This window comes from Stenotrophomonas sp. 2YAF26 (genome assembly GCF_052114625.1).
Taxonomy (GTDB): Bacteria; Pseudomonadota; Gammaproteobacteria; order Xanthomonadales; family Xanthomonadaceae; genus Stenotrophomonas; species Stenotrophomonas indicatrix.
This window is the reverse complement of the sequence record NZ_JBFRFC010000003.1, coordinates 232,299-257,496: the sequence shown is the minus strand read 5'-3', so window position 1 is coordinate 257,496 and position 25,198 is coordinate 232,299. Positions and strand designations below refer to the sequence as shown.

The following is a 25,198-nucleotide window of genomic DNA, read 5'->3' as shown; positions in this document are numbered from 1 at the left end:
CTTCAATCGACCGCGACAGTCTGCAGGATCGCGCGTGCCAGCGCCGGCCCCGAGCTCGACTCGGCTTCGCCCACCAGGCGATGGCCGGCCACCGCTACGAACAGCGTCTGCACGTCTTCGGGCACTACGTGGCCACGGCCGAGCAGCAGCGCATGTGCCTTGGCTGCGCGCAGCAGGGCCAGACCGGCGCGCGGCGATAGTCCCACGCGCACGCCGGCGTGCTGGCGGCTGCGGGTCAACAATGCCTGCACGTAGTCCACCAGCGCGTCGCTGACATGCACCTGGCCGACGGCCTCGCGCAGTGCGCGTACCTGGTTGTCGTCCAGCTGGGGTAGCGCGCGGGCGATCAGGTCGCGACGATCACTGCCACGCAGCAGCTCACGTTCCGCTTGTGGGCTGGGGTAGCCCATCGCCAGCCGCAGCAGGAAACGGTCCAGTTGCGAATCGGGCAGCGGGAAGGTGCCTGACAGATCCACCGGGTTCTGCGTGGCGATCACGAAGAACGGATCGGGCAGGGCATGCGTCTGACCGTCGAGGGTGACCTGCTGCTCGGCCATTGCTTCCAGCAGGGCGCTCTGCGTGCGCGGCGGCGCCCGGTTGATCTCGTCGGCCAGCAGCACGTGGGTGAACACCGGCCCGGGATGGAACTGGAACTGGCGGCTGCCGGCGTCGTACACCGATACGCCGAGTACGTCGGCCGGCAGCAGGTCGGAGGTGAACTGCACGCGCTGGAAGCTCAGGCCCAGGCTGCTGGCCAAGGCATGGGCCAGCGTGGTCTTGCCGAGGCCGGGCAGGTCTTCGATCAGCAGATGGCCGCCAGAGAGCAGGGCCACGAAGGCCAACCGCACCTCGTGCACCTTGCCCAGCACCAGCGCATTGACCTGGTCCTGCGCATTGCGCAGGGACTGACGCAGTTGATCGGTTAGCATGCTGGGAATGGGGGACGAAGCTGTCATGGTCGTCTCAAGTTCGGTAACCGGTCGATTCTATCCATAGAGCAATGCAGGGCGAACAACGCGCACGTACGATTTTTCTCTGGTTATGGACGCTCGTCACAGCGGCCAAGCTGGTCGTGGCCGCACGCCTGCCGTTGTTCGTCGATGAGGCGTTCTACTGGCAGGAAGGCCAGCATCTGGCTGCGGCCTATTCGGATCTGCCGGGGCTGACGGCCTGGTTGACCCGCCTGGGTGTGGAACTTGGGGGCCAGCACGTGCTTGCGCTGCGCCTGCCGTTCCTGGCCATCGGCGCAGTGCTGCCGCTGCTGGTATCGCGCATTGCGGCGCGCTGGTTCGGCAATGTTGCAGGTTGGCAGGCCGGCAGCTTGACGCTGCTGATGCCGTTGTCGGCCACGCTGGGCCTGCTGGCCGTACCCGATGTGCCGATGGCGCTGGCGGCGGTGCTGTGCCTGGACGCCGGCGCACGCCTGCTGCGCAACGTCGACGCCTCCTCGGCGGTAAAGCTGGCGCTGGGCCTGCTGATCGGCGCGCTCAGCCACTATCGTTTCATCGGCGTGATCGGCGTCGGCTTCGTTGCCCTGTTGGCGCTGCCGCAGGGCCGGCGCATGCTGACCGATCCACGCGTGTGGGTGGCCCTGGCCATCGGCGTACTGGCATGGCTGCCGCTGCTGGCCTGGAATGCCGACAATCACGATGCCGGTCTGAAGTTCCAAGTGGTCGAGCGCCATCCGTGGGCGTTCGAGTGGCGCGGCCTGTGGTTCCTGGTGATCCAGCCGATGCTGGTGACGCCCATCCTGTGCATCGCGATGTGGAAAGTGGCGCTGGCTGGCACCCGCAGCGGCGGCGGTGCGCGCGTGCAGTGGCGGTATTTCGGCCTGGTCGGCGGCGTATCGACGCTGGGCATCTTCGCACTGGGTTTTTTCACCGACGTCGAGCGCATCAGCTTCCATTGGCCGCTGCCGGGCTATCTGGCCCTGCTGGTGGCAGTGCCGGTGATACTCAACGGCTGGCCGCGCTGGTTGCGGCGTACAGGCTGGTGGCTGGCCGGGCTGGGCATGGTACTGGCCTTCGGCTATTACCTGATGGCGTCCTCGTCATCGCTGCGCGAGCAGTTGGCCGGCGACAAGTACTACCCGCGCAACTTCGCCGGCTGGCAGCCGCTGGCCGCTGCGGTAAGCGAAGAGCTGCAGCAGATGCCGGAAGGCAGCCGCGTGCTGGCTGGCAACTTCAAGGTGGGCGCCGAACTGGGCTTCCAGCTGGGCCGCGGCGACATCGAAGTGCTGCCGCATCCGCTCAACGACAAGCACGGCCGTACCGCGCAGTTGGCGCAATGGAACCTGGTACATGAGGGCGAGCGCGACGTGCCGATGCTGCTGGTGCTGTCGCCCAGCGATCAGCGTTTCCGCGATCTGCTCACCCGCTATCACGCCATCTGCGAACAGGTCGGGCCGCTGCCGCCACCGCGTGTGGTCAGCAACGACCACGGATTCCAGCGCTTCCTGCTGTTCCGCCTGCCGGTGCAGCATGCGCAGGGGCCATGCGTAGCGCCCGCACTGGCCTGGCTGGACGCCCCTTCCAATGGCGACGTGGTGAGCGGCACGCTGGCGATCAAGGGCTGGGCGTTCAAGGAAGGTGTCGGCCTGTCGCGGGTTGAAGTGTTGGTGGATGGTCGTTCGATCGGCGATGCCACCTATGGACGCGTGTTCGATATCCGCCACACATGGCCGGACAGCACCGATCCGCAGCATCCGGCTGTCGGCTTCGACGCAACGTTCGATACGGGTACGTTGTCACCGGGAAAACACTGGCTGGGGCTGCGCCTGCATGGTCGCGATGGCAGCGTGGAGCAGTGGCAGGAGCAGCCGTTCGTGGTGGAAAAGCGCTGAGGCGTCGTGCCTCCCGTGACGGGCCTGCATTCGGCTCGACGCGGGTCTGGCTCCACCTTCGGGCGGGCAGGGTTACGGCACGCAGAATCCGGCCTTGCGCAGCAATCCGCACAGCGCGATCAGCGGCAGCCCGATCAGGGCAGTGGGGTCGCGATTGTCGATGGCCTCGAACAGGCTGATGCCCAGGCCTTCGCACTTGAAGCTGCCGGCGCAGTCCAGCGGCTGTTCGATGGCCACGTAGCGGGCGATCTCCGGCGCCTGCAGCGCGCGGAAGCGCACCTGGGTCAAATCGATCGCCGAAAAATATTCTCCGTCTCGGGTGAGACTGATGGCGGTATGAAATCTCACCGTCTGCCCGGACATCGCCGCCAGCTGCGCGCAGGCCGCCTCGACCGTGCCCGGTTTGCCCAGCGGCTGACCGTTCAGGTCCGCCACCTGGTCCGAGCCGATCACCCAGCGGCCGGGATGGCGGGCGGCCACTGCGGCCGCCTTGGCGCTGGCCAGGCGCGACGCCAGCGCCAGCGGGGCCTCGTTGGCTTGCGGGGTCTCATCCACCTCCGGGCGTGCGCAGTCGAAGGGCAGGCCCAGCCGTTCCAGCAGGTCGCGGCGGTAGCGGGAGGTGGAGGCCAGGACCAGGGCGGGCATGCGGGAATTTCCAGGAGCAGGGCGCGGCAGTCTGGCTCGGCACAGCCAGCCACAGCAAGCCTTCCATGGCAGCCATTTGACACGCGACCTGCCGATCCTTAATATTCGGCGGCTTATGTCCGCGAACGTACCCGAAACGCTGGATGCCTGGCGGATGGTCGTAGCGCGAAGGCGCTTCGACGGTCAGGTGTCCCTGGCTGAATTGACTCGCCTGCAGGGGCTTGTCGCAGATACCGAAGGCGAGTGTAATTACTCGCTCGAATTCGGTCGCGACGAGATCTTGCGGGTATCCTATGTGGAACTCAGCATCGATACCGCGCTGCCGCTGACCTGTCAGCGCAGCATGCAGCGTTTCCTGCTGCCGGTGAAGATGACCCAGAGGCTTGGCCTGATCCGCGAGGAAGACGAGGAATCGTCTTTGCCGGAGGAATACGAGCCGTTGCTGGTGCCGGAAGACGGCCAGCTGCGTCCGTTGGACCTGGTCGAGGACGAACTGGTGCTGGCGGTGCCGGTGGTACCCCTGTCGCCGTACGGTGAGGCAGTCGACAAGGACTGGGCACCGACCGAAGAAGAAATTGAAAAGGCCAACCCGTTCGCGGCGTTGGCGGCATTGAAGAAACAATAGCAGCCGGTTGTCGTCGGCGGCTGCGGCGAAAGCGAAAAGTGTGCTGGACGCTGGCGTCCTGTGCGACGAAACGACGAAGCAAAACGAACCGAGTTTGGAGCAATCCCATGGCTGTCCAGAAATCCCGTGTTACCCCGTCCCGTCGTGGCCAGCGTCGTTCGCATGACGCCCTGAGCGCCAAGCAGCTGTCGACCGACCCGACCACCGGCGAAGTGCATCTGCGTCACCACATCACTGCTGACGGTTTCTACCGCGGCAAGAAGGTCATCCAGACCAAGTCTTCCGCTGTCCAGGAAGACTGATGTGCCGGAAGGTCGCTGCCCGCTGGGCAGCGGCCTTCGCCTTCTTTCCCGGGCACGCCGGTGAACGGCGGCTCGTGCAACAGGAAACATGATGAGCAAGCGGATCTACTCGAGGATCGCGGGCACCGGTAGCTATTTGCCGGAAAAAGTCCTGACCAACGCCGACCTGGAAAAAATGGTCGAGACCTCGGACGAGTGGATCCAGACGCGCACCGGTATCCGTGAACGGCACATCGCTGCCGAAGGCGAAACCACCAGCGATCTCGGCTACCAGGCCGCGCTGCGTGCGATCGAAGCAGCGGGTATCGACGCTTCGCAGCTCGACATGATCGTGGTCGGCACGACCACTCCTGATCTGATCTTTCCCTCCACCGCGTGCCTGATCCAGGCCAAGCTCGGTGTGAGCGGCTGCCCTGCTTTCGACGTCAACGCAGCCTGTTCGGGCTTCGTGTTCGCGCTCAGCGTGGCTGACAAATTCATACGCTCCGGTGATGCCCGCCATGTGCTGGTGATCGGTGCGGAAACCCTGACCCGCATCGTCGACTGGGAAGACCGCACCACCTGCGTACTGTTCGGTGATGGCGCGGGCGCCGTCGTGCTCAAGGCCGACGAAGAAACCGGGATCCTCAGTACCCACCTGCATTCGGATGGCAGCAAGAAAGAGCTGCTGTGGAATCCGGTCGGCGTCTCGGTCGGTTTCGGTGAAGGCAACAATGGTGGCGGCACCATCAACATGAAGGGCAACGACGTGTTCAAGTACGCCGTCAAGGCGCTGGACTCGGTCGTGGACGAAACCCTGGATGCCAATGGGCTGACCAAGTCCGACCTGGACTGGCTGATCCCGCACCAGGCCAACCTGCGCATCATCGAAGCCACCGCCAAGCGGCTGGACATGTCGATGGACCAGGTCGTGGTCACCGTCGACAAGCATGGCAATACCTCGTCCGCCTCGGTGCCGCTGGCGCTGGATGCTGCCGTTCGTTCCGGCAGGGTCGAGCGCGGTCAGCTGTTGCTGCTGGAAGCGTTCGGCGGTGGCTTCACGTGGGGTTCGGCACTGCTGCGCTATTGATAGTGCCAGTTACGACAACGTGAAACCGTCGTTACGGCCCCTCTGGGGCCGTAATGCGTTAAAGGAGACTGTCATGGTTGAGCCCATCGTCATCGAAGGGCAGCGCGCCTGGCTGAAGCAGTACGGCGAAGGAAGCCGAGCAGTGGCCCTGGGCCTGCTCAATTTTGTTGCCCGCCGGTTCCATCTCGATGCCCTGCGCCCGCCGCCGCACCGCGGTGGCGACGCCGCGCGCGAAACCGAGGCCCGCCGTCTGTCTGAATTGCAGGCGCAGGGAGTGAACGTGCCCCCGGTGATCGGCAGTGGCCATGCCGCGCTGGTGATCGGCGACAACGGCAGCTCGTTCAATACCTGCCTGCGTGAAGCCGATGACGCCGGCCGCGATCGCCTTGTGGCTGCGGCGATGCAGGCCATTGCCGAAGCGCACGGTCGTGGCGCCTATTTTGGCCAGCCGCTGCCGCGCAACCTCACCTGGGATGGCCAGAACGTCGGTTTCATCGACTTTGAAGAAGATCCGCTGGAAGTCATGGACCTGGCCGAGGCGCAGGCGCGTGACTGGCTGATGTTCGGCTACGGCGTGGCCAAGTACTACGCCGACCGCCCTGAAACCCTGCAGGCGATGATGGCCGAGGCGATGAACGGCGTGCAGGCACCGGTGCGTGCGCACGTGCACGCCGTCAGTGGCCGTCTGCAGCGCCTGGCGCGGGTGTGCATGAAGCTGGGGCGGTCGGCGCGCGCGCTGGCCCACTCCATCTTCATCACCCACGGTGCCACCACGCTGGGCCTGCTGATGGTGGTCGGCCTGTGCATGGACTGGTTTGCCGACGGCGAGCTGGACATCCTGCAGCTGCTCTGCTGACAGCGGGGCAGCTCGCAGCGTCAGGTAGTGCCGGCCGCTGGCCGGCATCACCCGCTGGCCGATCCGGCAGGCCGCCTCCATACGCGTGCATACGCGCACGTACAGACGACACGGCATGTTCCCCCTTATCATGGCCCGCTTCGATTGCAACAAGCGGATGACCGCGTGACCGTATCCACCCTCGCTTTTGTCTTCCCCGGTCAGGGCTCGCAGTCTGTGGGCATGCTGGCCGAGCTGGCCGAACTGCACCCGCAGGTGCGTGAGGCCTTCACCGAGGCATCCGATGGTGCCGGCGTCGACCTGTGGGCGTTGTCCCAGGGCGGCCCGGAGGAAATGCTCAACCGTACCGAATACACCCAGCCGGCCCTGCTGGCCGCCAGCATCGGCGCGTGGCGCGCCTGGAATGCCGTGGGCGGTCCGCGTCCGTCGGTTCTGGCTGGCCACAGCCTGGGTGAGTACACCGCCCTGGTCGCCGCTGGCGCCCTCAGCCTGCACGACGGTGCGCACCTGGTGCGCCTGCGCGGCCAGCTGATGCAGGACGCCGCTCCCGCAGGTGTCGGCGCGATGGCCGCCGTGCTCGGTGCCGAAGACCAGCTGGTGCTGGACGTCTGCGCAGAAGCTGCCGGCAGCCAGGTGGTCGTTCCGGCCAACTTCAACTCGCCGGGCCAGATCGTGATCGGCGGCGACGCTGCCGCGGTCGACCGCGCGCTGGCGCTGCTGGCCGAGAAGGGCGTGCGCAAGGCGGTCAAGCTGGCCGTCAGCGTGCCCTCGCATACCCCGCTGATGCGCGAAGCCGCCAACCGTCTGGCCGAAGTGATGGCTGGCCTGTCCTGGCAGCTGCCGCAGCTGCCGGTGGTGCAGAACGTCGACGCCAAGGTGCACGACGGTGTGGACGCGATCCGCGCCGCGCTGGTGCAGCAGTTGTACCAGCCCGTGCAGTGGACCGGCTGCGTGCAGGCGCTGGCCGCCCGTGGCGTCACCCGGATCGCCGAATGCGGCCCGGGCAAGGTGCTGACCGGTCTGGTCAAGCGCATCGACAAGGCCATCGATGGCCGTTCCCTGGCCACCCCGGGCGACTTCGAAACCGCCCGCGAGACGTGGTCGGCCTGATTGCCCCTGTTCCTGCCGACCGTGCCGGTGGCCGCTGCAAGCGGCACGGGTGCGGCGGCCGCCCCAGCCTGAGGAAAACATCATGAGCAAGCCCCTGCAGGGTGAAATCGCACTGGTCACCGGTGCCAGCCGCGGCATTGGTGCCGCCATCGCCGATCTGCTGGCCGCCCAGGGCGCCACCGTCATCGGCACCGCGACCACCGATTCCGGCGCCGCCGCAATCGGCGAACGCTTGGCCGCCCACGGTGGTCATGGCCGCGCGCTGAACGTCACCGACGCTGCCGCGCTCGATGCCGTGCTTGACGGTATCGCCAAGGAATTCGGCCCGATCTCGATCCTGGTCAACAACGCCGGCATCACCCGCGACAACCTGCTGATGCGCATGAAGGAAGACGATTGGGCGTCGATCATCGACACCAACCTGACCAGCGTGTTCCGCACCAGCAAGGCCGTCATGCGCGGCATGATGAAGGCGCGCAAGGGCCGCATCATCAACATCGCCTCGGTGGTGGGTGTGACCGGCAATGCCGGCCAGGCCAACTATGCCGCCGCCAAGGCCGGCATCATCGGTTTCTCCAAGTCGCTGGCCAAGGAAATCGGCTCGCGCGGCGTCACCGTCAATGTGGTCGCGCCGGGGTTCATCGACACCGACATGACCAAGGCGCTGCCGGAAGAAGCGCGTACCGCGCTGATCGGCGACATCGCCCTCGAACGCCTGGGTTCGCCGGAGGACATCGCCCATGCGGTGGCCTTCCTGGCCAGCCCGGCTGCCGGCTACATCACCGGCGAAACTCTCCATGTGAACGGCGGCATGTACATGCCGTAAGCAAGGGGCGCAGGGATCGCGCCGCAAGTGGTTGATCTGCGAGGATTTTTGCTGCAATGCAAGGTCACGCCGGTTTCCACTACACTATCCCACGGCCATCGCCTTTGATGGCGACCACTTTTGAACCACTACTCCATCTGGAGCGATATCCCATGAGCACCATCGAAGAACGCGTCAAGAAAATCGTCATCGAACAGCTTGGCGTCAAGGAAGAAGAAGTCACCAACAGCGCATCGTTCGTCGATGACCTGGGTGCTGACTCGCTGGACACCGTCGAGCTGGTGATGGCGCTGGAAGAAGAATTCGAGTGCGAGATCCCGGACGAAGAAGCCGAGAAGATCAGCACCGTGCAGGCTGCGATCACCTACATCACGGCCCACGTCAAGGCCTGATGCAGGACGTCAGTGCGCGTGCGGGCGTTGAGCTCGCCGCGCACGACACCCCATGGGGCCGCTGTTTGCGGCCCCGTGTGTTTGCGTACCACACCGAAGTAAACCGCGTTACCCGCAAAGAACGTTCGGGTCAGGAGAATCAGCAATGAAGCGTCGCGTCGTCGTAACCGGCCTGGGTATGGTCTCGCCGTTGGGCAATGATCTGGCCAGCAGCTGGGAAGGCATCACCCACGGTCGTTCGGGCATCGGTCCGCTGACCAACGTTTCTGATGCCTACCTGGAACGGTTCACCACCAAGATCGCAGGTGAGGTCAAAGGCTTTGACATCACCGCCGACAATGAACTGTTCGGCAAGTACCGGGTCAGCGGCAAGGATGCCAAGAAGATGGACCCGTTCATCCATTACGGCCTCGGTGCCGCCTTCATGGCCCTGCATGATTCGGGCCTGGAGATCACCGACGCCAACGCCGACCGCATTGGCGCCATCGTTGGCGCCGGCATCGGCGGCCTGCTCGGCATCGAAGAGCAGACCATCGAGTTCCACGAGGGGAAGAAGATCTCTCCCTTCTACGTGCCCAAGACCATCATCAACATGCTGCCGGGCCAGCTGAGCATCATCAGTGGCCTGAAGGGCCCGTCGTTCTCGGCGGTCTCGGCGTGCGCCACCTCCAACCATTCCATCGGCACCGCCATGCGCATGATCCAGTACGGCGACGCGGACGTGATGGTGGCCGGCGGTGCAGAGCGCGGCTCCTCGCCGACGGCGCTGGGCGGCTTCTGCGCGATGAAGGCGATGAGCACCCGCAACGACGCTCCGGAACAGGCCTCGCGCCCGTGGGACAAGGACCGTGACGGCTTCGTGCTCGGCGACGGCGCCGGCATCCTCATCCTGGAGGAGTACGAGCACGCCAAGGCACGTGGCGCGAAGATCTACTGCGAACTGGCCGGTTTCGGTGCCAGCTCCGACGCGTACCACATGACCGCGCCGAGCGAGAACGGCGAAGGCGCTGCGCGCTGCATGACCATGGCCATGAAGGACGCCGGTGTCACCCCGGACCAGGTCGGCTACCTCAACGCACATGGCACCTCGACCCCGCTGGGCGACCTCGGCGAGACCATGGCGATGAAGACCGCCTTCGGCGACCACGCCTACAAGATGATGGTCAGCTCCACCAAGTCGATGACCGGCCACCTGCTCGGCGCTGCCGGCGGCGTGGAAGCGATCTTCTCGGTGCTGGCAATGCGCGACAACGTGATTCCGCCGACCATCAACCTGCAGCAGCCGGGCGAAGGCTGCGACCTGGACTACGTGCCCAACGAAGCACGCCAGGCCAAGGTCGACGTGGTGATGTCCAATGGCTTCGGTTTCGGCGGCACCAACGGCACGCTGATCTTCAAGCGCGTCTGATCGCTCCTGTAGGGTCGAGCCATGCTCGGCTCGGCCAACCACGAGGCCGCCGCAAGGCGGCTTCCGTGTATCCGTCTCCCGAACTGGCTGCCATGACCCACGCCCCGCTGATCCACTCGCTGCCGCACCCGATCGACCTGCTGGCCCTGCAGCAGCGCGAGCCTGCGCGTTTCCCGCTGCTGATGGAGTCCACCGCATCGGGCACCGCGCAGGGCCGCTGGAGCCTGCTGCTGGCCGCGCAGGGCGACACCCTGCAGCTGGACGCCGATGGCCAGGTGCGCGACCAGCACGGCGCGGTGCAGCCCGGCAGCTTCCTGCAGGCGCTGGACCGCGCATGGCAGGCACAGCGGTTGCCGCACGACGGCGGCCACGCGTTGCCGTTCCGCGGTGGCTGGGCGCTGATGCTCGATTACGAAGTGGCCAGCCAGGTCGAACCGGTGCTGCCGGCGCGCGCGCGCGATGACGGCCGGCCGACCGCACTTGCCCTGCGCTGCCCGGCCGCCGTGCTGCATGACCACCAGGCCGACGCCAGCTTCCTCATTGCCGAAGCGGGCGAGCAAGCGCTGCTGGACTCGCTGGTCGCGCTGGTAGCGGGTGAACTGCCGCCGGCCGGGCAGGGCTGGCAGCCGCCGCAGTCGGTCAGCGAAGACGAGCCACAGCGCTTCACCGAGGGCGTGCGCCGGGTGATCGAATACCTTCGCGCCGGCGATGTGTTCCAGGTGAACCTGTCGCGACGCTGGAGCGCACACTTCGCAGCGCCGGTCAGCCCGCAGGCGCTGTACGCGCAGCTGCGACGGGCCAATCCGGCGCCGTTTGCCGGCCTGTTCAGTGCGCACGGCCGGCATGTGGTCAGCTCGTCGCCGGAACGGCTGGTATCGGTGCATGGCGGCCACGCGCAGACCCGCCCGATCGCCGGCACCCGTCCGCGCTTCGAGGGCGACGACGATGCCGCGCGCATCCAGGAGCTGGTCGGCCATCCCAAGGAGCGCGCCGAGCACGTGATGCTGATCGACCTGGAGCGCAACGATCTCGGGCGCATCTGCTTGCCCGGCACGGTCGTCGTGGATGAGCTGATGACCGTGGAAAGCTACGCCCACGTGCACCACATCGTCAGCAACGTCAGCGGCCACCTGCGCGCGGACGTGACCCCAGGCGAAGTGATCGCCGCCACTTTCCCTGGCGGCACCATCACCGGCTGCCCGAAGGTGCGCTGCATGCAGATCATCAGCGAGCTGGAGCAGGTGCCGCGCGGCGCGTACACCGGTGCGTTCGGCTGGCTGAACCGCGATGGCGACCTGGACCTGAACATCCTGATCCGCACCGCCGAAGTGGACGGCAGCGAGGTCAGCTTCCGCACCGGAGCCGGCATCGTGGTCGATTCGGACCCGGACAAGGAACTGGACGAAACCCGGGCCAAGGCCCGCGGCCTGCTGCGGGCGCTGGGGCAGCAGGGCTGAGGGGCGGCCCCGCCGGTATGGCCCGGCGGGGTGGGTGCCGACCGTTGGTCGGCACGGATGCCTCCATGGCGGGTCATCCACGCATGGCGTGGATCTACTGGAGATGGCGGGTGGGTGCCGACCGTTGGTCGGCACGGATGCGTGGCTCCGATCATGACCCCACACCACCGGCACGGTATCCTGCACGACGGAATCGAGTTCAGAGGTAGTCCATGGCGGGAGCCAAGCGCGGGTGTCTGTTGGTGGTAACGCTGCTGCTGGTGCTGGCCGCCATCGTGGCCGGCGCGGGCGCGTGGTTCTTCTACAAGCAGAGCCAGTTTGCCGACGTGCCGTTGACCCCCAGTGCGGACAGCGTGGTCATCGCCAGCGGCGATGGCATGAACAGCGTGCTGCGCAAGCTGCGCGAGGCCGGCGTGGACGAGGGCCAGGACACCCAGTGGCAGCTGCTGGCGCGCCAGCTGGACGCCGCCGGCAAGCTGAAGGTGGGCGAGTACGCACTGAGCAAGGACCTGACCCCGCGCGAGCTGCTGCTGCGCATGCGCGCGGGCAAGGTGCTGCAGCACCGCGTCACCATCATCGAAGGCTGGAACATCCGCCAGCTGCGCGCCGCGCTCAAACGCGCTGATCCGCTGCTGCACACCACCGACACCCTCGATGACGCAGCACTGATGGACCGCCTCGGTTTCGCCGGCCAGCATCCGGAAGGCCGCTTCCTGCCGGAGACCTACGTCTACCAGCGCGGCGACAGTGACCTGGACATACTCAAGCGTGCCCACGGCGCGATGGAGAAGGCGCTGGACGAAGCCTGGGAAAGCCGCGCCCCGGATCTGCCGATCAACACGCCCTACGAGCTGCTGACGCTGGCGTCGATCATCGAAAAGGAAACCGCGCTGGCCAGCGAGCGACCGCAGATTGCCGGCGTGTTCATGCGCCGCCTGAAGATCGGCATGCGCCTGCAGACCGATCCGACCGTGATCTATGGCATCGGCGCGGCGTACGACGGCAATATCCGCCGCCGCGACCTGACCACCGATACGCCCTACAACACCTACACCCGCTCTGGCCTGACCCCGACCCCGATCGCCATGCCCAGCCGCGATGCGCTGATGGCCGCTGCACAACCGACACCGGGCGATGCGCTGTACTTCGTCGCGGTGGGCGATGGCAGTGGCGCGCACGTGTTCTCGCCCAGCCTGGACAAACACAACGCCGCCGTAGCCCGCTACCTGCAGCAGCTGCGCCAGCAACGCACCCAGGAGACTCCGGCGCAATGAGTTCCGCGCTGCTTCGCCATCCCCGTTTCGTCAGCCTGGAAGGCGGCGAGGGCGCGGGCAAGACCACCGCCATCAACGCCATCCGCGAGTGCCTGCGCCGCCACGGCCATGAGGTCGTGTTGACCCGCGAGCCCGGTGGCACGCCGCTGGCCGAGCGCATCCGCGGCCTGGTGCTGAAGCCCGATGCCGAGATCGCCGCCGAGCCGCTCAGTGCCGAGGCTGAGCTGCTGCTGGTGTTCGCCGCACGCGCGCAGCATGTGCGCCAGGTGATCCAGCCGGCGCTGCAGCGCGGCGCCTACGTGCTCAGCGATCGCTTCACCGATTCCAGCTACGCCTACCAGGGCGGTGGCCGCGGCCTGGACCCGCAGTGGATCGCCGACCTGGAGCGCCGCGCCGTGGGCCTGCTGCCCGGCTTGACCCTGTTGTTGGATGTGGACGTGGCCGTCGGCCGTGCGCGTGCCAACGGCCGCGACCTGTGGCCGGACCGCATCGAAAGCGAACAGGACGATTTCTTCCAGCGCGTGCGCGAAGTGTTCCGCAGCCGTGCGCAGCAGGACCCGCAGCGTTTCGCGCTGGTTGATGCAGGACAGGTGCAGGAGCGCGTGGCTGCTGATGTGGTTGCGCGTGTCGAGCGCTGGCTGCAGCAAGGGGAGGGCGCATGAGTACGTTCTCGCCCTGGCAGCAGCGCGCGTTCGACCAGACCGTGGCTGCACTGGATGCAGATCGGCTGGGCCATGGCCTGCTGATCTGTGGCCCGGCCGGGCTGGGCAAGCGGGAGGTGGCCCTGGCCCTGGCCGACCACGTGCTGGCACGCGGGGATGCAGCGCATGCCACCCGCACCCGGCAGCTGATTGCCGCCGGCACGCATCCCGACCTGCAGCTGATCGGCTTCATTCCGAACAAGAGCGGCGACAAGCTGCGCACCGAGATCGTGATCGAGCAGGTGCGCGAGATCACCAACAAGCTGGCGCTGACCCCGCAGTACGGCGTGGCGCAGGTGGTGATCGTCGACCCGGCCGATGCCATCAACCGTTCGGCCGCCAATGCGCTGCTGAAGACCCTGGAAGAACCGCAACCCGGGCGTTACCTGTGGTTGATCAGCAGCGACCCGGCGCGCCTGCCGCAGACCGTGCGCAGCCGCTGCCAGCGCCTGGAATTCAAGCTGCCGCCGCGCGAGGAAGCGCTGGCCTGGCTGCAGCAGCAGGGCCACAGCGAAGCGGCCACGCGTGAGGCGCTGGATGCAGCACGCGGCCATCCCGGGCAGGCCGACAACTGGCTGCGCGAAGATGGCCTGAGCCTGCGTCGCGAGGTCGGCCGTGAGCTGGAACAGCTGGCCGCCGGCAAGACCGGCGCGGTGGAGCTGGCGCAGAAGTGGTGCGCCGATGACAACGCGGCGCTGCGCCTGCGCTTCGCTGCCGACCTGGCGCTGGCCCAGGCCAGCACCGATGCCTTGACCACGCCGGAGCGATTGCACAAGCTTGCAGCCTGGTTCGATGCGGCCAACCGCACCCGCGACCTGCTGCGCACCACCGTGCGCGCAGACCTTGCGGTGGTCGAGTTGCTGCTGGCCTGGAACAAGGTGAACGAGCGGCCTGCCGCGAGGGGAAATCGATGAGTGCCAGCAACGCCCGCCAGGGCATCCTGTCCCTGGCAGTGAAGGACAAAGCCGCGCTGTACAGCGCGTACATGCCGTTCGTGAAGAATGGCGGCATCTTCGTGCCCACGCCCAAGCGTTATTTCCTGGGCGATGAGGTGTTCCTGCTGCTGACCCTGCCCGATTCCAGCGAGCGCCTGCCGGTGGCCGGCAAGGTGATCTGGGTGACTCCGGCCGGTGCGCAGGGCAACCGCACCGCCGGCATCGGCGTGCAGCTGGCCGATGGCCAGGAAGGCGAGACGGTGCGCCACAAGATCGAAACGATCCTGGCCGGTCTGACCGGTTCGGACAAGCCGACGCATACGATGTGAGGTTGCGGATTGGCCTGCCCGGTGGGGCCGGGCGATGCCCGGCTGATCGGGGAAATGGGCCGGGAAACAGGATGTGAAAAGGTGTTGACGCCCTGAAAAACCGCCCTATAATGAGCGGCTCAGCAACACACCGGGCGGTTAGCTCAGCGGTAGAGCATTGCCTTCACACGGCAAGGGTCACAGGTTCGATCCCTGTACCGCCCACCATGTTGCAGAACGAAAAAAGCCTCCAGCGATGGGGGCTTTTTTGTTGCCTGCGATTTACCCGGACTTGTTTGCCACGGCGGTGATCGCATCGCCGAGGTCTGCATGCGCGGCGTGCGCGATCTGGCGTGCGGCCAGCAGCAGAGCGTTTCGATGGAAGTCGCCGATCTGCTGATCGGTATACCCGTCAACGCATACATGCTGTGCCGCGTGCTGAAGCTCGAGGACGAGGGAACGTTCGCAACAATACCCAGACACATCAAGTGTTCCCCGTTCTGTGTGTTGCGACACCCGAACGCCGTGCAGCCCCCGCGCGGCGCATGCCATGGATGGAAGCAGAGGGTTCCATCCGTGCGCTGTCCCGCCGCCCTCGGCGGGCGTAATCTCGGCCCATTGCCGCGCCCCCTCCCATCCCTGGAGTGCCACCATGCCGCTCGCCCGTATCGATCTTCGCAAAGGTAAATCCGTCGAGTATCGCCAGCGTGTCGGCGAAGCGATCTACCAGGCCATGCGTGCCGTCGGCGTGCCGGAAAACGATCGCTTCCAGATCTTCCAGGAGCACGACGCCGGCACGCTCGTGTACGACCCGGGCTACCTGGGCATCGCCCGCACCGATGACTTCATCTGCATCCAGATCACCTGGAACGAAGGGCGCACGCTGGAGCAGAAGAAGGCGCTGTATGCCGGTATTGCCGATGGCCTGCACGCGGCGGTGGGGATCCGCCGCGAGGATGTGTTCATCAATCTGGTGGAAGTGAAGAAGGAGAACTGGTCGTTCGGTAATGGCCAAGCGCAGTACGTGAGCTGATGCGCGAAGAGCATCCACGCATGGCGTGGATCTACACTTCGCTGCCCACCTGCGGGGCCTGCTTGACCGCTGCGGTGCTGGCCGCCTTCACGGCTTCGGCGCTGTTGGGTTGCTCGCACTCGATGCTGGTGCGATAGCCGTCGCTGCCGATGCTGTGCTCGGCGCGCTTGACCAGCCACTCGCCATCCACGCCATCGCGAAAGCCCTGCATGATCACCGTAGCCTCGGCCATCAGCGTCTCGCGGCCTGGAAGGCTGTAGCTCAGCGTACGCGTCTGCCGCGCTTGCTCGCGGTGCTTGGCGCGCGCTGCGGCTTCGGCGGTTTCGCGGTCGGCATAGGCCATGCGCAGGCGCACGATCGGTTCGCCGCTGCCCACCTTCACTTCCTGGCGCTGCGCGCCACGCACATCGCGGTAGTAGGCGATGGTGGTGCCGGCATCGTCGCGGGCGGCGATGGTGACGCGGTAGCTGCTGCCATCGGCCGGCGTAAGGGTCACCTCCGGAATGCGTTCGCCACTGGCGGTGGTCGATTCGCCACGTTTGACCAGCATCAGCCGGCCGCCGCCCGGTTTGGCGATGGCGTCGTGCTGTTTGGCCAAGCGCAGCAGCAGGTTCATGTCCGACTCCTGCGATTGCACCGTCAGCGGCAGCACGATGGATGCCAGCGACGCACTTACCGCAGCGGTCAGGCCGTGTTCGGCGGCCATCCGCTTGACCATGTCGCCGATCGTCGTGCCCTTTTTCCACGTGCGCGTTTTCTGCGTCTGCAGATCGTTCTTTCCGCCTTTGCTGGTTTCGAACGGTGCGGCGCGTGCGCGCAGGGTCATGCTGCCGGGATAGCCTGAAATCTCCACCTCGTCGCAGACGTACAGGCCCATGCGCCGCACCTCGCCGTCGTAGCCGATGAAGGCCTCCAGCTCCGCGCCCACGGGCGGCAGCTGGATCGGATCGTTCGGATCGTGGTCGGCCAACTGCAGTTCCAACGTGTCCGAGCTGTTGCCGGTCTCGTCGGTGATGCGCAGTGACTTGAAGCGCGACATGATCTTGTCGGTGATGTCCTGGCTGTTTGCCACCACGCGGAACGCAGGTGCGATGTTCAATCCCACAGCGATACTCCCTTGCGTTCCTTGGCTGGGCGCTGCACGTCCGGCAGGACAATCGCCACGCCAGCCGTGAGCACCGGGCCGCGCGCGGCCAGGCCGGGGTTGGCATCGAACACCGCGCGCAGGATCGCCGGCGATTGCTCGCCATAGTGCGCGTAGGCAACGCGGTCGACGACATCGCCATCGCGGGTGTTATACGTTCGTGCCATCGCTGTGCTTCCGGAGAGTGAGTGTGAAGTCCTGCTTCTGGATCTGGCTGTCGACGGTGAATTCGCTGGAGGTGACGTCGATCTTCTCGATGACCCACAGACCCAGATTGCCGCCCTTGCCGGTCAGCAGACGCTGCGGTTTTCCCTGGCTGGCCAGCTTGCGCAGTTGCGACATCTCGTTGCCAGCGCCACGGAACAGCGGGTAGACAACGCCTGGCAGTGTCATGGTGGCCGAGCCCGGGCCGGTGTACTGCAGTGCAGGCATCTGCCCGACGCGATCCTGGGCCTGCCAGCGGAAATCGTTGGACTGCTGGATCTGCTGGAATACGGCCGTGTTGAGGCTGAACTTGAAGCCGCCCAGCATCAGCAGCACCGGCGCGTTGCCGGAATCATTGCCCTTGAATTGCGACAGCAGCTTGTCTACTGCGCCGGTTACGAACTCGCGCTTCATGCTTAGTTCCTGTCTCCCAGGGTGGCGCGGGCCTGCACGGCCTGCTGGTGCTGCAGCGCGTTGGCGGTACGCCGTGCCAGCGCCTCGCTGGATTCACCCGGTTGCTGGTGGATGGTGATGTTGTTGGTCTGTTGCTGCTGCACGGTGGTGGGGGTGCGTGCGGTGGCAGAGGGCATCGGGGGGGCTGGGCGGCCTTTAGCAGCATCGCCGATACCAGCCCATCGCTTGCCGGCGCCCGGCGCATCGAAGGTGGCTACGTCCTTGGCCAAGCCCGCGGCGTCATCCAAGCCCCCTCTGCCGTTGGCGCGCATGTTGGTGTACGCCACCATGCCACTGCCGACTGCATCAGCACCGCCAGCAAGCACCTCTTTCCCGAAGTCCATGCCCTTGCCGACGAGTTCGCTGACCTTGCCCAGCCCGCCGCCGACGAAGCCCATCAGCTTCTCGATGTACGGTGCGAGGAACTCCAGTTTTTCGGCAAGCCAGTCGAACAGGAATTCGGCGCCGGACTTGATCAACGTCCATGTCATGCTCATTCCGTCTCCGATCGCGCTGGCCACGGTCGTATACACGCTGCCCATCCAGACGACGTACTGGATCAGGCCGCCGATGAGCTGGATATTCATGCGCAGGCCTTCCATGAGCACCGTGCCGACGAAGCTGCCGATCTCCGCTACGCGCGAAAGTTCGTTGCCGGTGTACTGCGCGGGAGCCAGCATTTTGGAGAGCCAGTCCCATGCCTGGCCCAGCAGCCCGCCGACCGCTTCCCATGCCGGGCGCAGCGGCTCGACGGCGCGCATCAGTTCGCCCATGGCGGCGGTTCCTGCGCCGCTGAGGCCATCCCAGACGCCACCGAGGAAGGCCTTGATCGGCTCCCAGTACTTGCGCACCAGCAGTGCGCCGGCGGTGATGGCGGCGATGGCGATTGTGATCGGACCACCGCCGATGGCACCGACGGCGGTCGCGACCACGCGGAACCCGGATGCCAGGCGCATTGCCGTCGGACCGAACTGCCCCATCTGCGCCAGCAGGCTGCCGCCGCGGAACAGCTCGAAGGCCTTCTGCACCGCCAGGATCGGGCCCTGCAGGAACGTCCACGCATAGCGCACGCCGAGTACCGCAGTGCGCATGCCCATCAGGCCGACTACGACCTGGGTGGTATTGGCGATCAGCTTCGGGTTTTCCTGCACGAACGACGCAACGCCGTTCAGCAGTTCGGTCAGCTTCACCGCCGCCTCACCCACGGCCGGCAGCAGCGCGGCACCGAAGGCCTTGGACAGGTTGTCCACGGCGATCCTGGCGCCTTCGATCCTTTCCGGGTCGGTCTGCAGCTTGGCCGCGAAGCCGCTGTCGGTGGTGCCCGCCGAGCTGTTGAGCGCTTTGTCGCGGATGCGGATGTACTCATCCCAGTTCTGGATCATCGGGCGTACGAAGTTCTGCGCCTGTGCATCGCCGAACAGTTTGCCGATCTTCGTCTGGTCGCCGGCGGTGGCCTGGATGATTGCCTGCATCGCCGCGTCGAACGGATTGCCACCGCTGCTCTGTGCTTCGCTGATGATCTTGCGCAGATCCAGTTTGAAGCCCTTCTTGGCGCGGGCCTGCAGGTCGGGCGAGAGGATGCTGGCCATGAAGCGCTGCATGTTGCCGGCCGCTTCGTCGGCACCACCGGCGCCTTGCCGGGCGACATCCAGCGCAGCGCCCATGGTGGCGGCGGCGGTGTTGCCGTGCATCTGCAGCGACTGGAATGCGTTGCCGAGCACCGGCAGTGCACCGGCCATGTCCTTCAGGCCCAGGCCACCGTTCTTGCCTGCCACCACCAGCACATCAAGCGCCGATTGCAGGCCGGCCGGATTGATCTTCAGCGCCTGCTGCAGGCCCGACGCCGCCAACGTGACGTCGTCGATGCTCTCGCCGGTAGCGGTGGTGGTGCGGCCGATCGCGCCCAGGCTGGATTGCGCGGTCTGCGCATCCAGGCCTGCGGCGACCAGCTGGCTGACCGCGCGCTGCAGTTCGCCCGCGCCTTGGTGGGTACGGCTGGATTCGGCCAGGATGGTCTGGCCCAGCGCAGCGACCTGGGCGCGGGTCAGGTTGGCGGCGTTGCCGATGGCCTGGTTCTCGCGCGCGAAGCCGGCGGCGTTCTCCACCGGTTTGGCCAGCGTGGTGATGGCGCTGCCGAGCATGCCGCGCGCATCGCCAAACGCCGCGCCCAGCTTTTCGCGCTTCTCAAGATTCGCCGTGCGCTTGTCTTCGATCCGCTGCAACGCTTCCTGGGAAGCGCGCAACGCATCGGCCTCGGCACGCATGCGGGCGAACTGGTTGCTCGACCTGCCCATGACATTGAGCTTGCGCTCGAGCTTGTCGGCTTCATCTCCGAGGCGCTTCAGGCCATCGTTGCTGAAGGACAGTGCGTCCTGCAACGATCGGGAAACCGAGCCGCCAATCGTGATCGTTGTCGTTTGAACGTTACTCGCCATGTACCGGCAATCCCTGTATCCACCAGATGAATTTCGACACCCGCAGCGTCATGATCTCGCGCAGGCCCCAGCCGGTATGGCCGGCCAGGGCGAGCGCTCCCTGCCTGATCTGCGGCAGGGTCAGGTGGTAAAAAGCGCGACGCCAGCCTGCAGGCGGGCGTAGTCGCGCAGCGGCATCTTGCGCACGTCATCCGGTGCGATCTCGCACAGGTTGGCGATCATGCGCACCTCGCGCTGGGCGTCGGTGCCCTTGTCGTCCTGGTAGCGCTCCATGTCTTCCACGGTCGGTTCGCGCATGCGCAGCACGGCGGTGTCCACGCCATTGACCTGGCGCGGGCGGGAGAGGGTGATTTCGGCATAGCCGTCGCGTTCGATGACGGTGTCGGCGGTGGTCTTGGTCTTGCTGGACATGGCTGTGTTCCCGGATGTCGATGGAGTTGCGGTGGATCCGGGGGCGCTGTGCGCCCCCGTGTACGTCGAAGTGGTGCCGGGAATCAGATGCCCAGTGCGCCGCGGATGCCGGCCAGTGCGTCCACGCCGCCCTGGCGGGCGATCATGTTGGTCACGTCGATCTCCTGCACGACCTGCACGCCATGGGTCAGCTTGTAGTAGCTCAGCGCCAGGGAGACCTTGACCGTGCCCTTTTCGCCGACCTTGGTTTCGCCGCGGTCGAGGGTCTTCACCTTGCCGCGCATGTTGTGCACGACCGAAGTGACCGAGCCATCGTCGGCTTCCAGCGCCTCGCGAGCGGTGAAGCCATACTCCTTGCTCTCGATGACGTGGAACTTGGACATGATCTCCGCGTCATCGGAGGCGAAGGTGACCTCGGCGGTCAGCTTGTCGTGGCCGAGCACGATCTCCGTCGGGGCGAGCATGCCGCCGGCCTGGAAGTCCTCGGTCTTCAGCGACAGCTTGGGGGCGGTGAAGGACATTACGCTGCCAGCAAAACCCTTGCCGTCGACGTAAAAGTTGAAGTTCTTGCGGATCTTGCGCGCCATGCTTAGAAGATCTCCGAGACGTAGTTGTTGTTCATGTGCATGCGGAAGGTCAGCTGCTCACCCGGGTAGGTCGGGGTGAAGTCGAAGTCCCAGTAGAAGCGGCCATCGGCCACGCTGGCCGCTGCGTTCAGTTCGGGGTCGATCCAGCAGTTGCCACCGAGGATCGCGCCCTGCGTCTTCAGGCCACGCAGGAAGGCATTGACGCCCTCGCGCACGTCATCGACGTAGGTCTTGCTGATGCCGCGGTCGACGGCCCACAGATGGGCAGCCTCCAGGCTGTCGGCGATGATGTCGGCGGTGCGCACCACGCACAGGAACTGCCACTTCGGATCGATGCTGGCGGTGCGGTTGCCCCACAGGCGGAAGCCACCTTCGCGGATGATGGTCGCCACGTTGGCCTGGTTCAGCAGGTTGGCGCGGCTGGTCGCATCGGACAGGCCGAAGTCGATCGCACGAGCGGTGCCGACGATGCCGTACAGCTCCTGGTTGGATGGCGATGCCCACCAGCCGCGCTCGTTGTCGCTGCGGGCGATGGCACCGGCCACGGCACCGGAGGCGTAACGGCTGACGATCGCTTCACCCTGCTGCACCAGTACGGCCGGATCGACCACGTAGACACGCTTGGAACCAGTCAGTGCGGTGGTGGTCTTGGCCGCATCGTCGTTGCTGTTCGGGCCATCCTTGATGATGATGGCGCGCAGCTTGTCGGCGATGCCGAGCAGCTCGGCCACGACCGGGTTGGCCAGGACAGTGTCCGGACTGGCCGGATCGGCCGGGTGCAGGTGGGTGAAGCCCGGGGCGACCAGGATGCGCGGCTTCACGCCGACGATGGACTTGGCGGCCAGCAGTGCATGCACGCCGGAGTACGCGCCGGTCTGTGCGTTCACGCCGCCGAGCACGTTGGCCAGGGTAGCGCTTTCATTGGCGCCGTTCTCGACGCGGATCACGACCACGACGGCCGACGACTGGTCGAAGATCGCATCCAGTGCGCCGGGCAGCGTGCCGGCTTCGGTGCCGGTCTTGGCCGACAGTTTGGCGGCCTGCGACGGCGAGGTCACCAGGACAGGCGTGTTGATGGGGAAAGCGTCGGCGTCGGCCAGCGGCGCAGTGCCGACGATGCCGATGACGCTGGTGGATGCAACAGCGATCGAGCGCGCACCGGTGTCGATGTTGACGACCTGTACGCCGTGGAGAAATTCGGTCATTCGGAGAGGTTCCTCGGTGTGGTGGTGTGCCTGCAGATGCAGGCGACGGGTATATGTTCGGAAAATGCGGCCGCCGCGATAATTGCAGCGGTGGCCCGGAGATCGATCAGACCCAGCCGGAGGCGCTGACGCTGGCGCTGAAGCTGGAGACCTGGGCATTGCCACCGGCACGACGCAGGTGGACGTTGATGCTGGTGGAGGCACTTTCAAAGCTGGTGGACCTGGCGGGCACGCTGATGGATACGCCTGCCGATTGCGTCGATGCCAGCGAGGCGAACGACGGTGCGCTGTTGCTGAAGTACGCCGCTCCCTGGTTGCTTATGCTGAACTGCACGTCGTACTCGGACGCACTGGCGCCGGCCGGAAGCCAGCGGCCGGAGGCAACGACGGTGTTGCTGTTGTTGCCGCCACCGGTGACGCTTCGACGGATGCTGTAGTTGCCATCGGACAGCATGTCGATCGAGATCGATGCCGATGCCGATCCGGTCGAGTTGGTCTTGGCGCCGTTGCTTGCCGAATAGCCCTGGCCATGGAACGGCAGGCGATAACTGGCGCTGCCGCGCGCAGCCCACAGGTTCGATACATCCATGCCGCCGATGCGGTAACCAACGTCACCGCGTTTGCTGCCGTACTGGATGTGGGCATAGCGACGGCTGAGGTCGGTGCCGCCCATGCGCAGGCCGGAATCCTGTGCAACGGGGCCTTCCACATAGGGATCGAACAGATCGTCGAAGTCGACGCCTGCCGAGCGATATCCGCTGGCCATGTCAGCCCTCCGCCTTCAGTGCGCGCACTTCTGCGGCCAGTTCCTGGATGGCCTTGGCCATGACCGGCAGCAGTTGGTCGAGCTTGACCGTGGCGACGCGTTCGCCGTTGAACTCGACACCTTCCAGGTTGACGGCCTCGGGTACGAGTTCGGCAAGCTGTTCGGCGACAAAGAAGAGACGACGGCGGCCGTCGCTGTTGTATTCCGGCTTGTAGTGACCGGTAGCCAGTTCCATGCGCTCGACGACAGCCAGGCCGTATTCGACCGATCCCCCGATGTCTTTGAGCTTGCGCGACGAACCGATGTCGAAGCCGCCGGTAGTGGTGAGCGCTCCGTTGCCGTTCAAGGTCATCAGGCCGCCCATGCTGCTCGGGTAGGTACTGATACCCCACTGCATGGTGCCGGCAGCCATCCACCAGCCACCCTGTATCGAGTTGTCCAGCATCCCAAAGCCACCGCCGAAGGAGCCTTCGGAGGTGAAGCCGAAACCGGTAATGCCCGTGCCGGGATTCGGGAATTCAGGCGAGGTGGTTACCTGCCCGGAATTGGACATGCGGATGCCACGTCGCATCGACGGGTTGTAGAAGTGAAAGCCGTTGCTGATCGCGTGCATTTCCGCGAAGCTGCTGCCGTCTCCGGTAACCGATTCGAGGGTTGTGCGAGGGAAGCCGTTCAGCGTCTGCGAGTGGAACCTGATGCCTGGCTGGGATTCGCCAGCTGCCCTGAACAGCGAAGGACCGTTGGCGAAGATGCCGGAATTGAAGGTGTGCCGTGTCCCGTAGTAGTTCATTGGCACGTAGGCATCAACAGCGGGGTTCGTGCCCATGATGCACGGGTAGCCGTCCCCGGAAATGGTGATGCGCACCTTGTTTCCGCTGGCCGGGCCAGCCGTGATGTGCGAGAGGTTCTTCAGCTCGCCGGTCATGGTGTCGCCAGACTTGTTTACCTTGCCTGCCGGATCGAAGTTTCCACTCGTCCAGATCGAGCCACCAGCACTCAACGTGGTGGTGTAACCACCGGCGGAATTGGCGAAGGTGAAGTTCGGGCCGTTCTTGAACAGGTACGAGCTAGCATCGCCCAGGACCAGCACGCCATCGTTGGCGACGCCGTTCCAGCCGTATGAGCGCAGCGAATTTCCGTTCACCGCGACGTGGCCGGTGAACGTGCCTCCGGTCTTGTCCATTTTGGTGTCCGGCACAAAGTTGCCGGCATGCCACATCGTAGAGCCGTTCCAGCGCGGGCTGTCGCCGTGCTTGATGGTGATTTCACTACTGGTCGCGCGATCATTGCTCCATACCCGCCACAGGCCTGCGTTGGCCCAGCCGCCGATGAAGGATTGCTCTGCACCCTGGGCGCCAAAGCCCACCAGCGGATACGTCCCGCCGACAAACTGCTGATCGGTGAAACTATTGGTTCCCTTGACCGCCTTGGCATCCAACACTCCCTGCAGTCCGGTCACATCCGCGATGACATGCTTGTGGCCGACAGTAGCGAAGTCACCCGCCAGGGCGAACGCGGATGCGTGCTTGCCATCCAGGGTATCGGCATCCAGGCCGTTGCCATGGCCGGTGTCCTTCAGTGCGGCACCCTTCAGCTCCAACGCGGTGCGTGCGGCGGCGGTGGTTGCGGCAGACAGCAGGGTCCTGGCCAGTGCAGTCGGCGCGGCAGCACCAAAGCGCTTGTCGGTGAATGCACGCAGGCCGCGTGGAGTCACCGCGCGCTGGGTGTCAGCCGCGTCTTCCGCTTCGGTGTTGGTGGCCAGCTCGACCACACCCAGCGCCTCGGTGGTGGCCGGCGGGTAGATGAACTCGGCGTTGCCGAACTGGATCTGCGTGATGTCCACGTCGGTGAAACGCGCATCCGTGGCCAGCAGCAGCATCGACGCAGCCGATTTTTCCATGATCGGATCGGTCTGGCCGTAAGTGGCGAACAGCGTGCCGTCGGCCAGGTACAGGCCGAATCCGCGCAGCGAATAGGCGGTTGCACTGTCGTCGCGGATGGTCACGTGCAGCGTGTCATCGCCCACGGCCTGGCCGCCGAAGGTCGCGACCCGTTTGATCTCGCCTGGCAGCGCGGTCAGGTCGCCTGAAGGTGCGAATGCCGTGGACGTCAGGCCGATCTGGGTGATCAGAACAGCATTGGTGCCGGTGTTCGGCGGATTGACCAGCTTGGCGAAGCCGGCGTCGGTGATTTTCAAGCGCATGCGGGGT

Annotated in this window: 26 protein-coding genes and 1 tRNA gene; 16 read left to right on the top strand and 11 right to left on the bottom strand. The window is 65.7% G+C overall.

The window, feature by feature from the left end; all coding sequences use genetic code 11:
• Positions 1-2: 2 nt before the first annotated feature.
• On the bottom strand, positions 3-956 hold the full coding sequence (locus AB4Y98_RS05275; RefSeq protein WP_312110733.1) for an AAA family ATPase: 954 nt from the start codon (positions 954-956) through the stop codon (positions 3-5).
• Between the two features lie 44 nt (positions 957-1,000).
• Between AB4Y98_RS05275 and AB4Y98_RS05270 the strand changes: the two genes are divergently transcribed.
• Entirely contained in the window at positions 1,001-2,842 is a 1,842-nt protein-coding gene (locus tag AB4Y98_RS05270; protein ID WP_442243920.1) for a glycosyltransferase family 39 protein, read from the top strand.
• A gap of 72 nt (positions 2,843-2,914) precedes the next feature.
• On the opposite strand, the gene AB4Y98_RS05265 is transcribed toward AB4Y98_RS05270, so the two are convergent.
• Complete coding sequence (locus AB4Y98_RS05265) at positions 2,915-3,487, bottom strand: Maf family protein (RefSeq protein WP_363730142.1); 573 nt, start codon at positions 3,485-3,487, stop codon at positions 2,915-2,917.
• Positions 3,488-3,602: 115 nt separating this feature from the next.
• Between AB4Y98_RS05265 and AB4Y98_RS05260 the strand changes: the two genes are divergently transcribed.
• From AB4Y98_RS05260 to AB4Y98_RS05190, 15 genes are all read left to right on the top strand, one after another.
• Positions 3,603-4,112, top strand: a complete 510-nt coding sequence (locus AB4Y98_RS05260; RefSeq protein WP_312787669.1) for a YceD family protein — start codon at positions 3,603-3,605, stop codon at positions 4,110-4,112.
• A gap of 107 nt (positions 4,113-4,219) precedes the next feature.
• Complete coding sequence (rpmF, locus tag AB4Y98_RS05255; RefSeq protein ID WP_025879386.1) at positions 4,220-4,414, top strand: 50S ribosomal protein L32; 195 nt, start codon at positions 4,220-4,222, stop codon at positions 4,412-4,414.
• 91 nt (positions 4,415-4,505) lie between these two features.
• The gene (locus AB4Y98_RS05250; RefSeq protein WP_100463418.1) at positions 4,506-5,483 is read left to right on the top strand and encodes a beta-ketoacyl-ACP synthase III; all 978 of its coding nucleotides are present in this window, start codon (positions 4,506-4,508) and stop codon (positions 5,481-5,483) included.
• A 73-nt stretch (positions 5,484-5,556) separates the two neighbouring features.
• Positions 5,557-6,339 (top strand): serine/threonine protein phosphatase, encoded by a 783-nt coding sequence (locus tag AB4Y98_RS05245; RefSeq protein ID WP_312787665.1) that lies wholly within the window; start codon positions 5,557-5,559, stop codon positions 6,337-6,339.
• Between the two features lie 165 nt (positions 6,340-6,504).
• The gene (gene fabD / locus AB4Y98_RS05240; RefSeq protein WP_025874079.1) at positions 6,505-7,449 is read left to right on the top strand and encodes an ACP S-malonyltransferase; all 945 of its coding nucleotides are present in this window, start codon (positions 6,505-6,507) and stop codon (positions 7,447-7,449) included.
• An 82-nt stretch (positions 7,450-7,531) separates the two neighbouring features.
• Positions 7,532-8,275, top strand: a complete 744-nt coding sequence (gene fabG, locus AB4Y98_RS05235; RefSeq protein ID WP_025874078.1) for a 3-oxoacyl-ACP reductase FabG — start codon at positions 7,532-7,534, stop codon at positions 8,273-8,275.
• A 152-nt stretch (positions 8,276-8,427) separates the two neighbouring features.
• Entirely contained in the window at positions 8,428-8,667 is a 240-nt protein-coding gene (gene acpP / locus AB4Y98_RS05230) for an acyl carrier protein (protein ID WP_025874077.1), read from the top strand.
• A gap of 145 nt (positions 8,668-8,812) precedes the next feature.
• Positions 8,813-10,075, top strand: coding sequence for a beta-ketoacyl-ACP synthase II (fabF, locus tag AB4Y98_RS05225; RefSeq protein ID WP_164281031.1), 1,263 nt, complete (start codon positions 8,813-8,815; stop codon positions 10,073-10,075).
• A 92-nt stretch (positions 10,076-10,167) separates the two neighbouring features.
• Positions 10,168-11,532 carry an aminodeoxychorismate synthase component I gene (locus tag AB4Y98_RS05220; RefSeq protein WP_442243917.1) on the top strand — a complete coding sequence of 455 codons (1,365 nt, stop codon included), beginning with the start codon at positions 10,168-10,170 and terminating at the stop codon, positions 11,530-11,532.
• A 212-nt stretch (positions 11,533-11,744) separates the two neighbouring features.
• Positions 11,745-12,806, top strand: a complete 1,062-nt coding sequence (gene mltG / locus AB4Y98_RS05215; RefSeq protein ID WP_312112405.1) for an endolytic transglycosylase MltG — start codon at positions 11,745-11,747, stop codon at positions 12,804-12,806.
• Positions 12,803-13,468 carry a dTMP kinase gene (gene tmk / locus AB4Y98_RS05210; protein ID WP_049467276.1) on the top strand — a complete coding sequence of 222 codons (666 nt, stop codon included), beginning with the start codon at positions 12,803-12,805 and terminating at the stop codon, positions 13,466-13,468. The genes mltG and tmk overlap by 4 nt, the downstream gene beginning before the upstream one ends.
• The gene (locus AB4Y98_RS05205) at positions 13,465-14,421 is read left to right on the top strand and encodes a DNA polymerase III subunit delta' (RefSeq protein WP_442243915.1); all 957 of its coding nucleotides are present in this window, start codon (positions 13,465-13,467) and stop codon (positions 14,419-14,421) included. The genes tmk and AB4Y98_RS05205 overlap by 4 nt, the downstream gene beginning before the upstream one ends.
• Positions 14,418-14,771 (top strand): PilZ domain-containing protein, encoded by a 354-nt coding sequence (locus tag AB4Y98_RS05200; RefSeq protein WP_025874071.1) that lies wholly within the window; start codon positions 14,418-14,420, stop codon positions 14,769-14,771. Before AB4Y98_RS05205 ends, AB4Y98_RS05200 begins: the two co-directional genes overlap by 4 nt.
• 132 nt (positions 14,772-14,903) lie before the next feature.
• Positions 14,904-14,978: transfer RNA gene (locus AB4Y98_RS05195), tRNA-Val, on the top strand.
• 424 nt (positions 14,979-15,402) lie between these two features.
• Positions 15,403-15,783 (top strand): tautomerase family protein, encoded by a 381-nt coding sequence (locus AB4Y98_RS05190; RefSeq protein WP_025874066.1) that lies wholly within the window; start codon positions 15,403-15,405, stop codon positions 15,781-15,783.
• A 31-nt stretch (positions 15,784-15,814) separates the two neighbouring features.
• Here the strand turns inward: AB4Y98_RS05190 and AB4Y98_RS05185 are convergent, their stop codons facing one another.
• The 9 genes from AB4Y98_RS05185 to AB4Y98_RS05145 all read right to left on the bottom strand — a co-directional run bounded on the left by AB4Y98_RS05185 (position 15,815) and on the right by AB4Y98_RS05145 (position 25,191).
• Positions 15,815-16,888: a phage late control D family protein gene (locus AB4Y98_RS05185; protein ID WP_312786209.1), complete on the bottom strand. Its 1,074-nt coding sequence runs from the start codon at positions 16,886-16,888 to the stop codon at positions 15,815-15,817.
• On the bottom strand, positions 16,879-17,094 hold the full coding sequence (locus AB4Y98_RS05180; protein ID WP_099842002.1) for a tail protein X: 216 nt from the start codon (positions 17,092-17,094) through the stop codon (positions 16,879-16,881). Before AB4Y98_RS05180 ends, AB4Y98_RS05185 begins: the two co-directional genes overlap by 10 nt.
• A complete protein-coding gene (locus tag AB4Y98_RS05175; RefSeq protein ID WP_105163537.1) occupies positions 17,078-17,545 on the bottom strand; it encodes a phage tail protein in 468 nt (155 codons plus the stop codon). Before AB4Y98_RS05175 ends, AB4Y98_RS05180 begins: the two co-directional genes overlap by 17 nt.
• A 2-nt stretch (positions 17,546-17,547) precedes the next feature.
• Positions 17,548-20,019, bottom strand: coding sequence for a phage tail tape measure protein (locus AB4Y98_RS05170; RefSeq protein ID WP_442243913.1), 2,472 nt, complete (start codon positions 20,017-20,019; stop codon positions 17,548-17,550).
• A 120-nt stretch (positions 20,020-20,139) separates the two neighbouring features.
• Positions 20,140-20,430: a phage tail assembly protein gene (locus AB4Y98_RS05165; protein ID WP_312107798.1), complete on the bottom strand. Its 291-nt coding sequence runs from the start codon at positions 20,428-20,430 to the stop codon at positions 20,140-20,142.
• Positions 20,431-20,513: 83 nt separating this feature from the next.
• Positions 20,514-21,017, bottom strand: coding sequence for a phage major tail tube protein (locus AB4Y98_RS05160; protein WP_093817501.1), 504 nt, complete (start codon positions 21,015-21,017; stop codon positions 20,514-20,516).
• A 2-nt stretch (positions 21,018-21,019) separates the two neighbouring features.
• Positions 21,020-22,222: a phage tail sheath C-terminal domain-containing protein gene (locus AB4Y98_RS05155; RefSeq protein WP_312107800.1), complete on the bottom strand. Its 1,203-nt coding sequence runs from the start codon at positions 22,220-22,222 to the stop codon at positions 21,020-21,022.
• A gap of 106 nt (positions 22,223-22,328) precedes the next feature.
• A complete protein-coding gene (locus AB4Y98_RS05150) occupies positions 22,329-22,988 on the bottom strand; it encodes a hypothetical protein (protein WP_442243911.1) in 660 nt (219 codons plus the stop codon).
• Position 22,989: 1 nt separating this feature from the next.
• A complete protein-coding gene (locus AB4Y98_RS05145) occupies positions 22,990-25,191 on the bottom strand; it encodes a tail fiber domain-containing protein (RefSeq protein ID WP_442243910.1) in 2,202 nt (733 codons plus the stop codon).
• Positions 25,192-25,198: the final 7 nt, after the last annotated feature.

Coding starts and splice junctions, on each gene's coding strand:
- AB4Y98_RS05160 (WP_093817501.1), bottom strand. CDS start 21,017: ATGGCGCGCAAGATCCGCAAGAACTTCAACTTTTACGTCGACGGCAAG.
- AB4Y98_RS05165 (WP_312107798.1), bottom strand. CDS start 20,430: ATGTCCAGCAAGACCAAGACCACCGCCGACACCGTCATCGAACGCGAC.
- AB4Y98_RS05145 (WP_442243910.1), bottom strand. CDS start 25,191: ATGCGCTTGAAAATCACCGACGCCGGCTTCGCCAAGCTGGTCAATCCG.
- AB4Y98_RS05250 (WP_100463418.1), top strand. CDS start 4,506: ATGAGCAAGCGGATCTACTCGAGGATCGCGGGCACCGGTAGCTATTTG.
- tmk (WP_049467276.1), top strand. CDS start 12,803: ATGAGTTCCGCGCTGCTTCGCCATCCCCGTTTCGTCAGCCTGGAAGGC.
- rpmF (WP_025879386.1), top strand. CDS start 4,220: ATGGCTGTCCAGAAATCCCGTGTTACCCCGTCCCGTCGTGGCCAGCGT.
- acpP (WP_025874077.1), top strand. CDS start 8,428: ATGAGCACCATCGAAGAACGCGTCAAGAAAATCGTCATCGAACAGCTT.
- AB4Y98_RS05220 (WP_442243917.1), top strand. CDS start 10,168: ATGACCCACGCCCCGCTGATCCACTCGCTGCCGCACCCGATCGACCTG.
- AB4Y98_RS05175 (WP_105163537.1), bottom strand. CDS start 17,545: ATGAAGCGCGAGTTCGTAACCGGCGCAGTAGACAAGCTGCTGTCGCAA.
- AB4Y98_RS05245 (WP_312787665.1), top strand. CDS start 5,557: ATGGTTGAGCCCATCGTCATCGAAGGGCAGCGCGCCTGGCTGAAGCAG.
- AB4Y98_RS05200 (WP_025874071.1), top strand. CDS start 14,418: ATGAGTGCCAGCAACGCCCGCCAGGGCATCCTGTCCCTGGCAGTGAAG.
- AB4Y98_RS05205 (WP_442243915.1), top strand. CDS start 13,465: ATGAGTACGTTCTCGCCCTGGCAGCAGCGCGCGTTCGACCAGACCGTG.
- fabF (WP_164281031.1), top strand. CDS start 8,813: ATGAAGCGTCGCGTCGTCGTAACCGGCCTGGGTATGGTCTCGCCGTTG.
- AB4Y98_RS05265 (WP_363730142.1), bottom strand. CDS start 3,487: ATGCCCGCCCTGGTCCTGGCCTCCACCTCCCGCTACCGCCGCGACCTG.
- AB4Y98_RS05170 (WP_442243913.1), bottom strand. CDS start 20,019: ATGGCGAGTAACGTTCAAACGACAACGATCACGATTGGCGGCTCGGTT.
- AB4Y98_RS05180 (WP_099842002.1), bottom strand. CDS start 17,094: ATGGCACGAACGTATAACACCCGCGATGGCGATGTCGTCGACCGCGTT.
- mltG (WP_312112405.1), top strand. CDS start 11,745: ATGGCGGGAGCCAAGCGCGGGTGTCTGTTGGTGGTAACGCTGCTGCTG.
- AB4Y98_RS05275 (WP_312110733.1), bottom strand. CDS start 956: ATGACAGCTTCGTCCCCCATTCCCAGCATGCTAACCGATCAACTGCGT.
- AB4Y98_RS05260 (WP_312787669.1), top strand. CDS start 3,603: ATGTCCGCGAACGTACCCGAAACGCTGGATGCCTGGCGGATGGTCGTA.
- AB4Y98_RS05190 (WP_025874066.1), top strand. CDS start 15,403: ATGCCGCTCGCCCGTATCGATCTTCGCAAAGGTAAATCCGTCGAGTAT.
- AB4Y98_RS05155 (WP_312107800.1), bottom strand. CDS start 22,222: ATGACCGAATTTCTCCACGGCGTACAGGTCGTCAACATCGACACCGGT.
- fabG (WP_025874078.1), top strand. CDS start 7,532: ATGAGCAAGCCCCTGCAGGGTGAAATCGCACTGGTCACCGGTGCCAGC.
- AB4Y98_RS05150 (WP_442243911.1), bottom strand. CDS start 22,988: ATGGCCAGCGGATATCGCTCGGCAGGCGTCGACTTCGACGATCTGTTC.
- AB4Y98_RS05270 (WP_442243920.1), top strand. CDS start 1,001: ATGCAGGGCGAACAACGCGCACGTACGATTTTTCTCTGGTTATGGACG.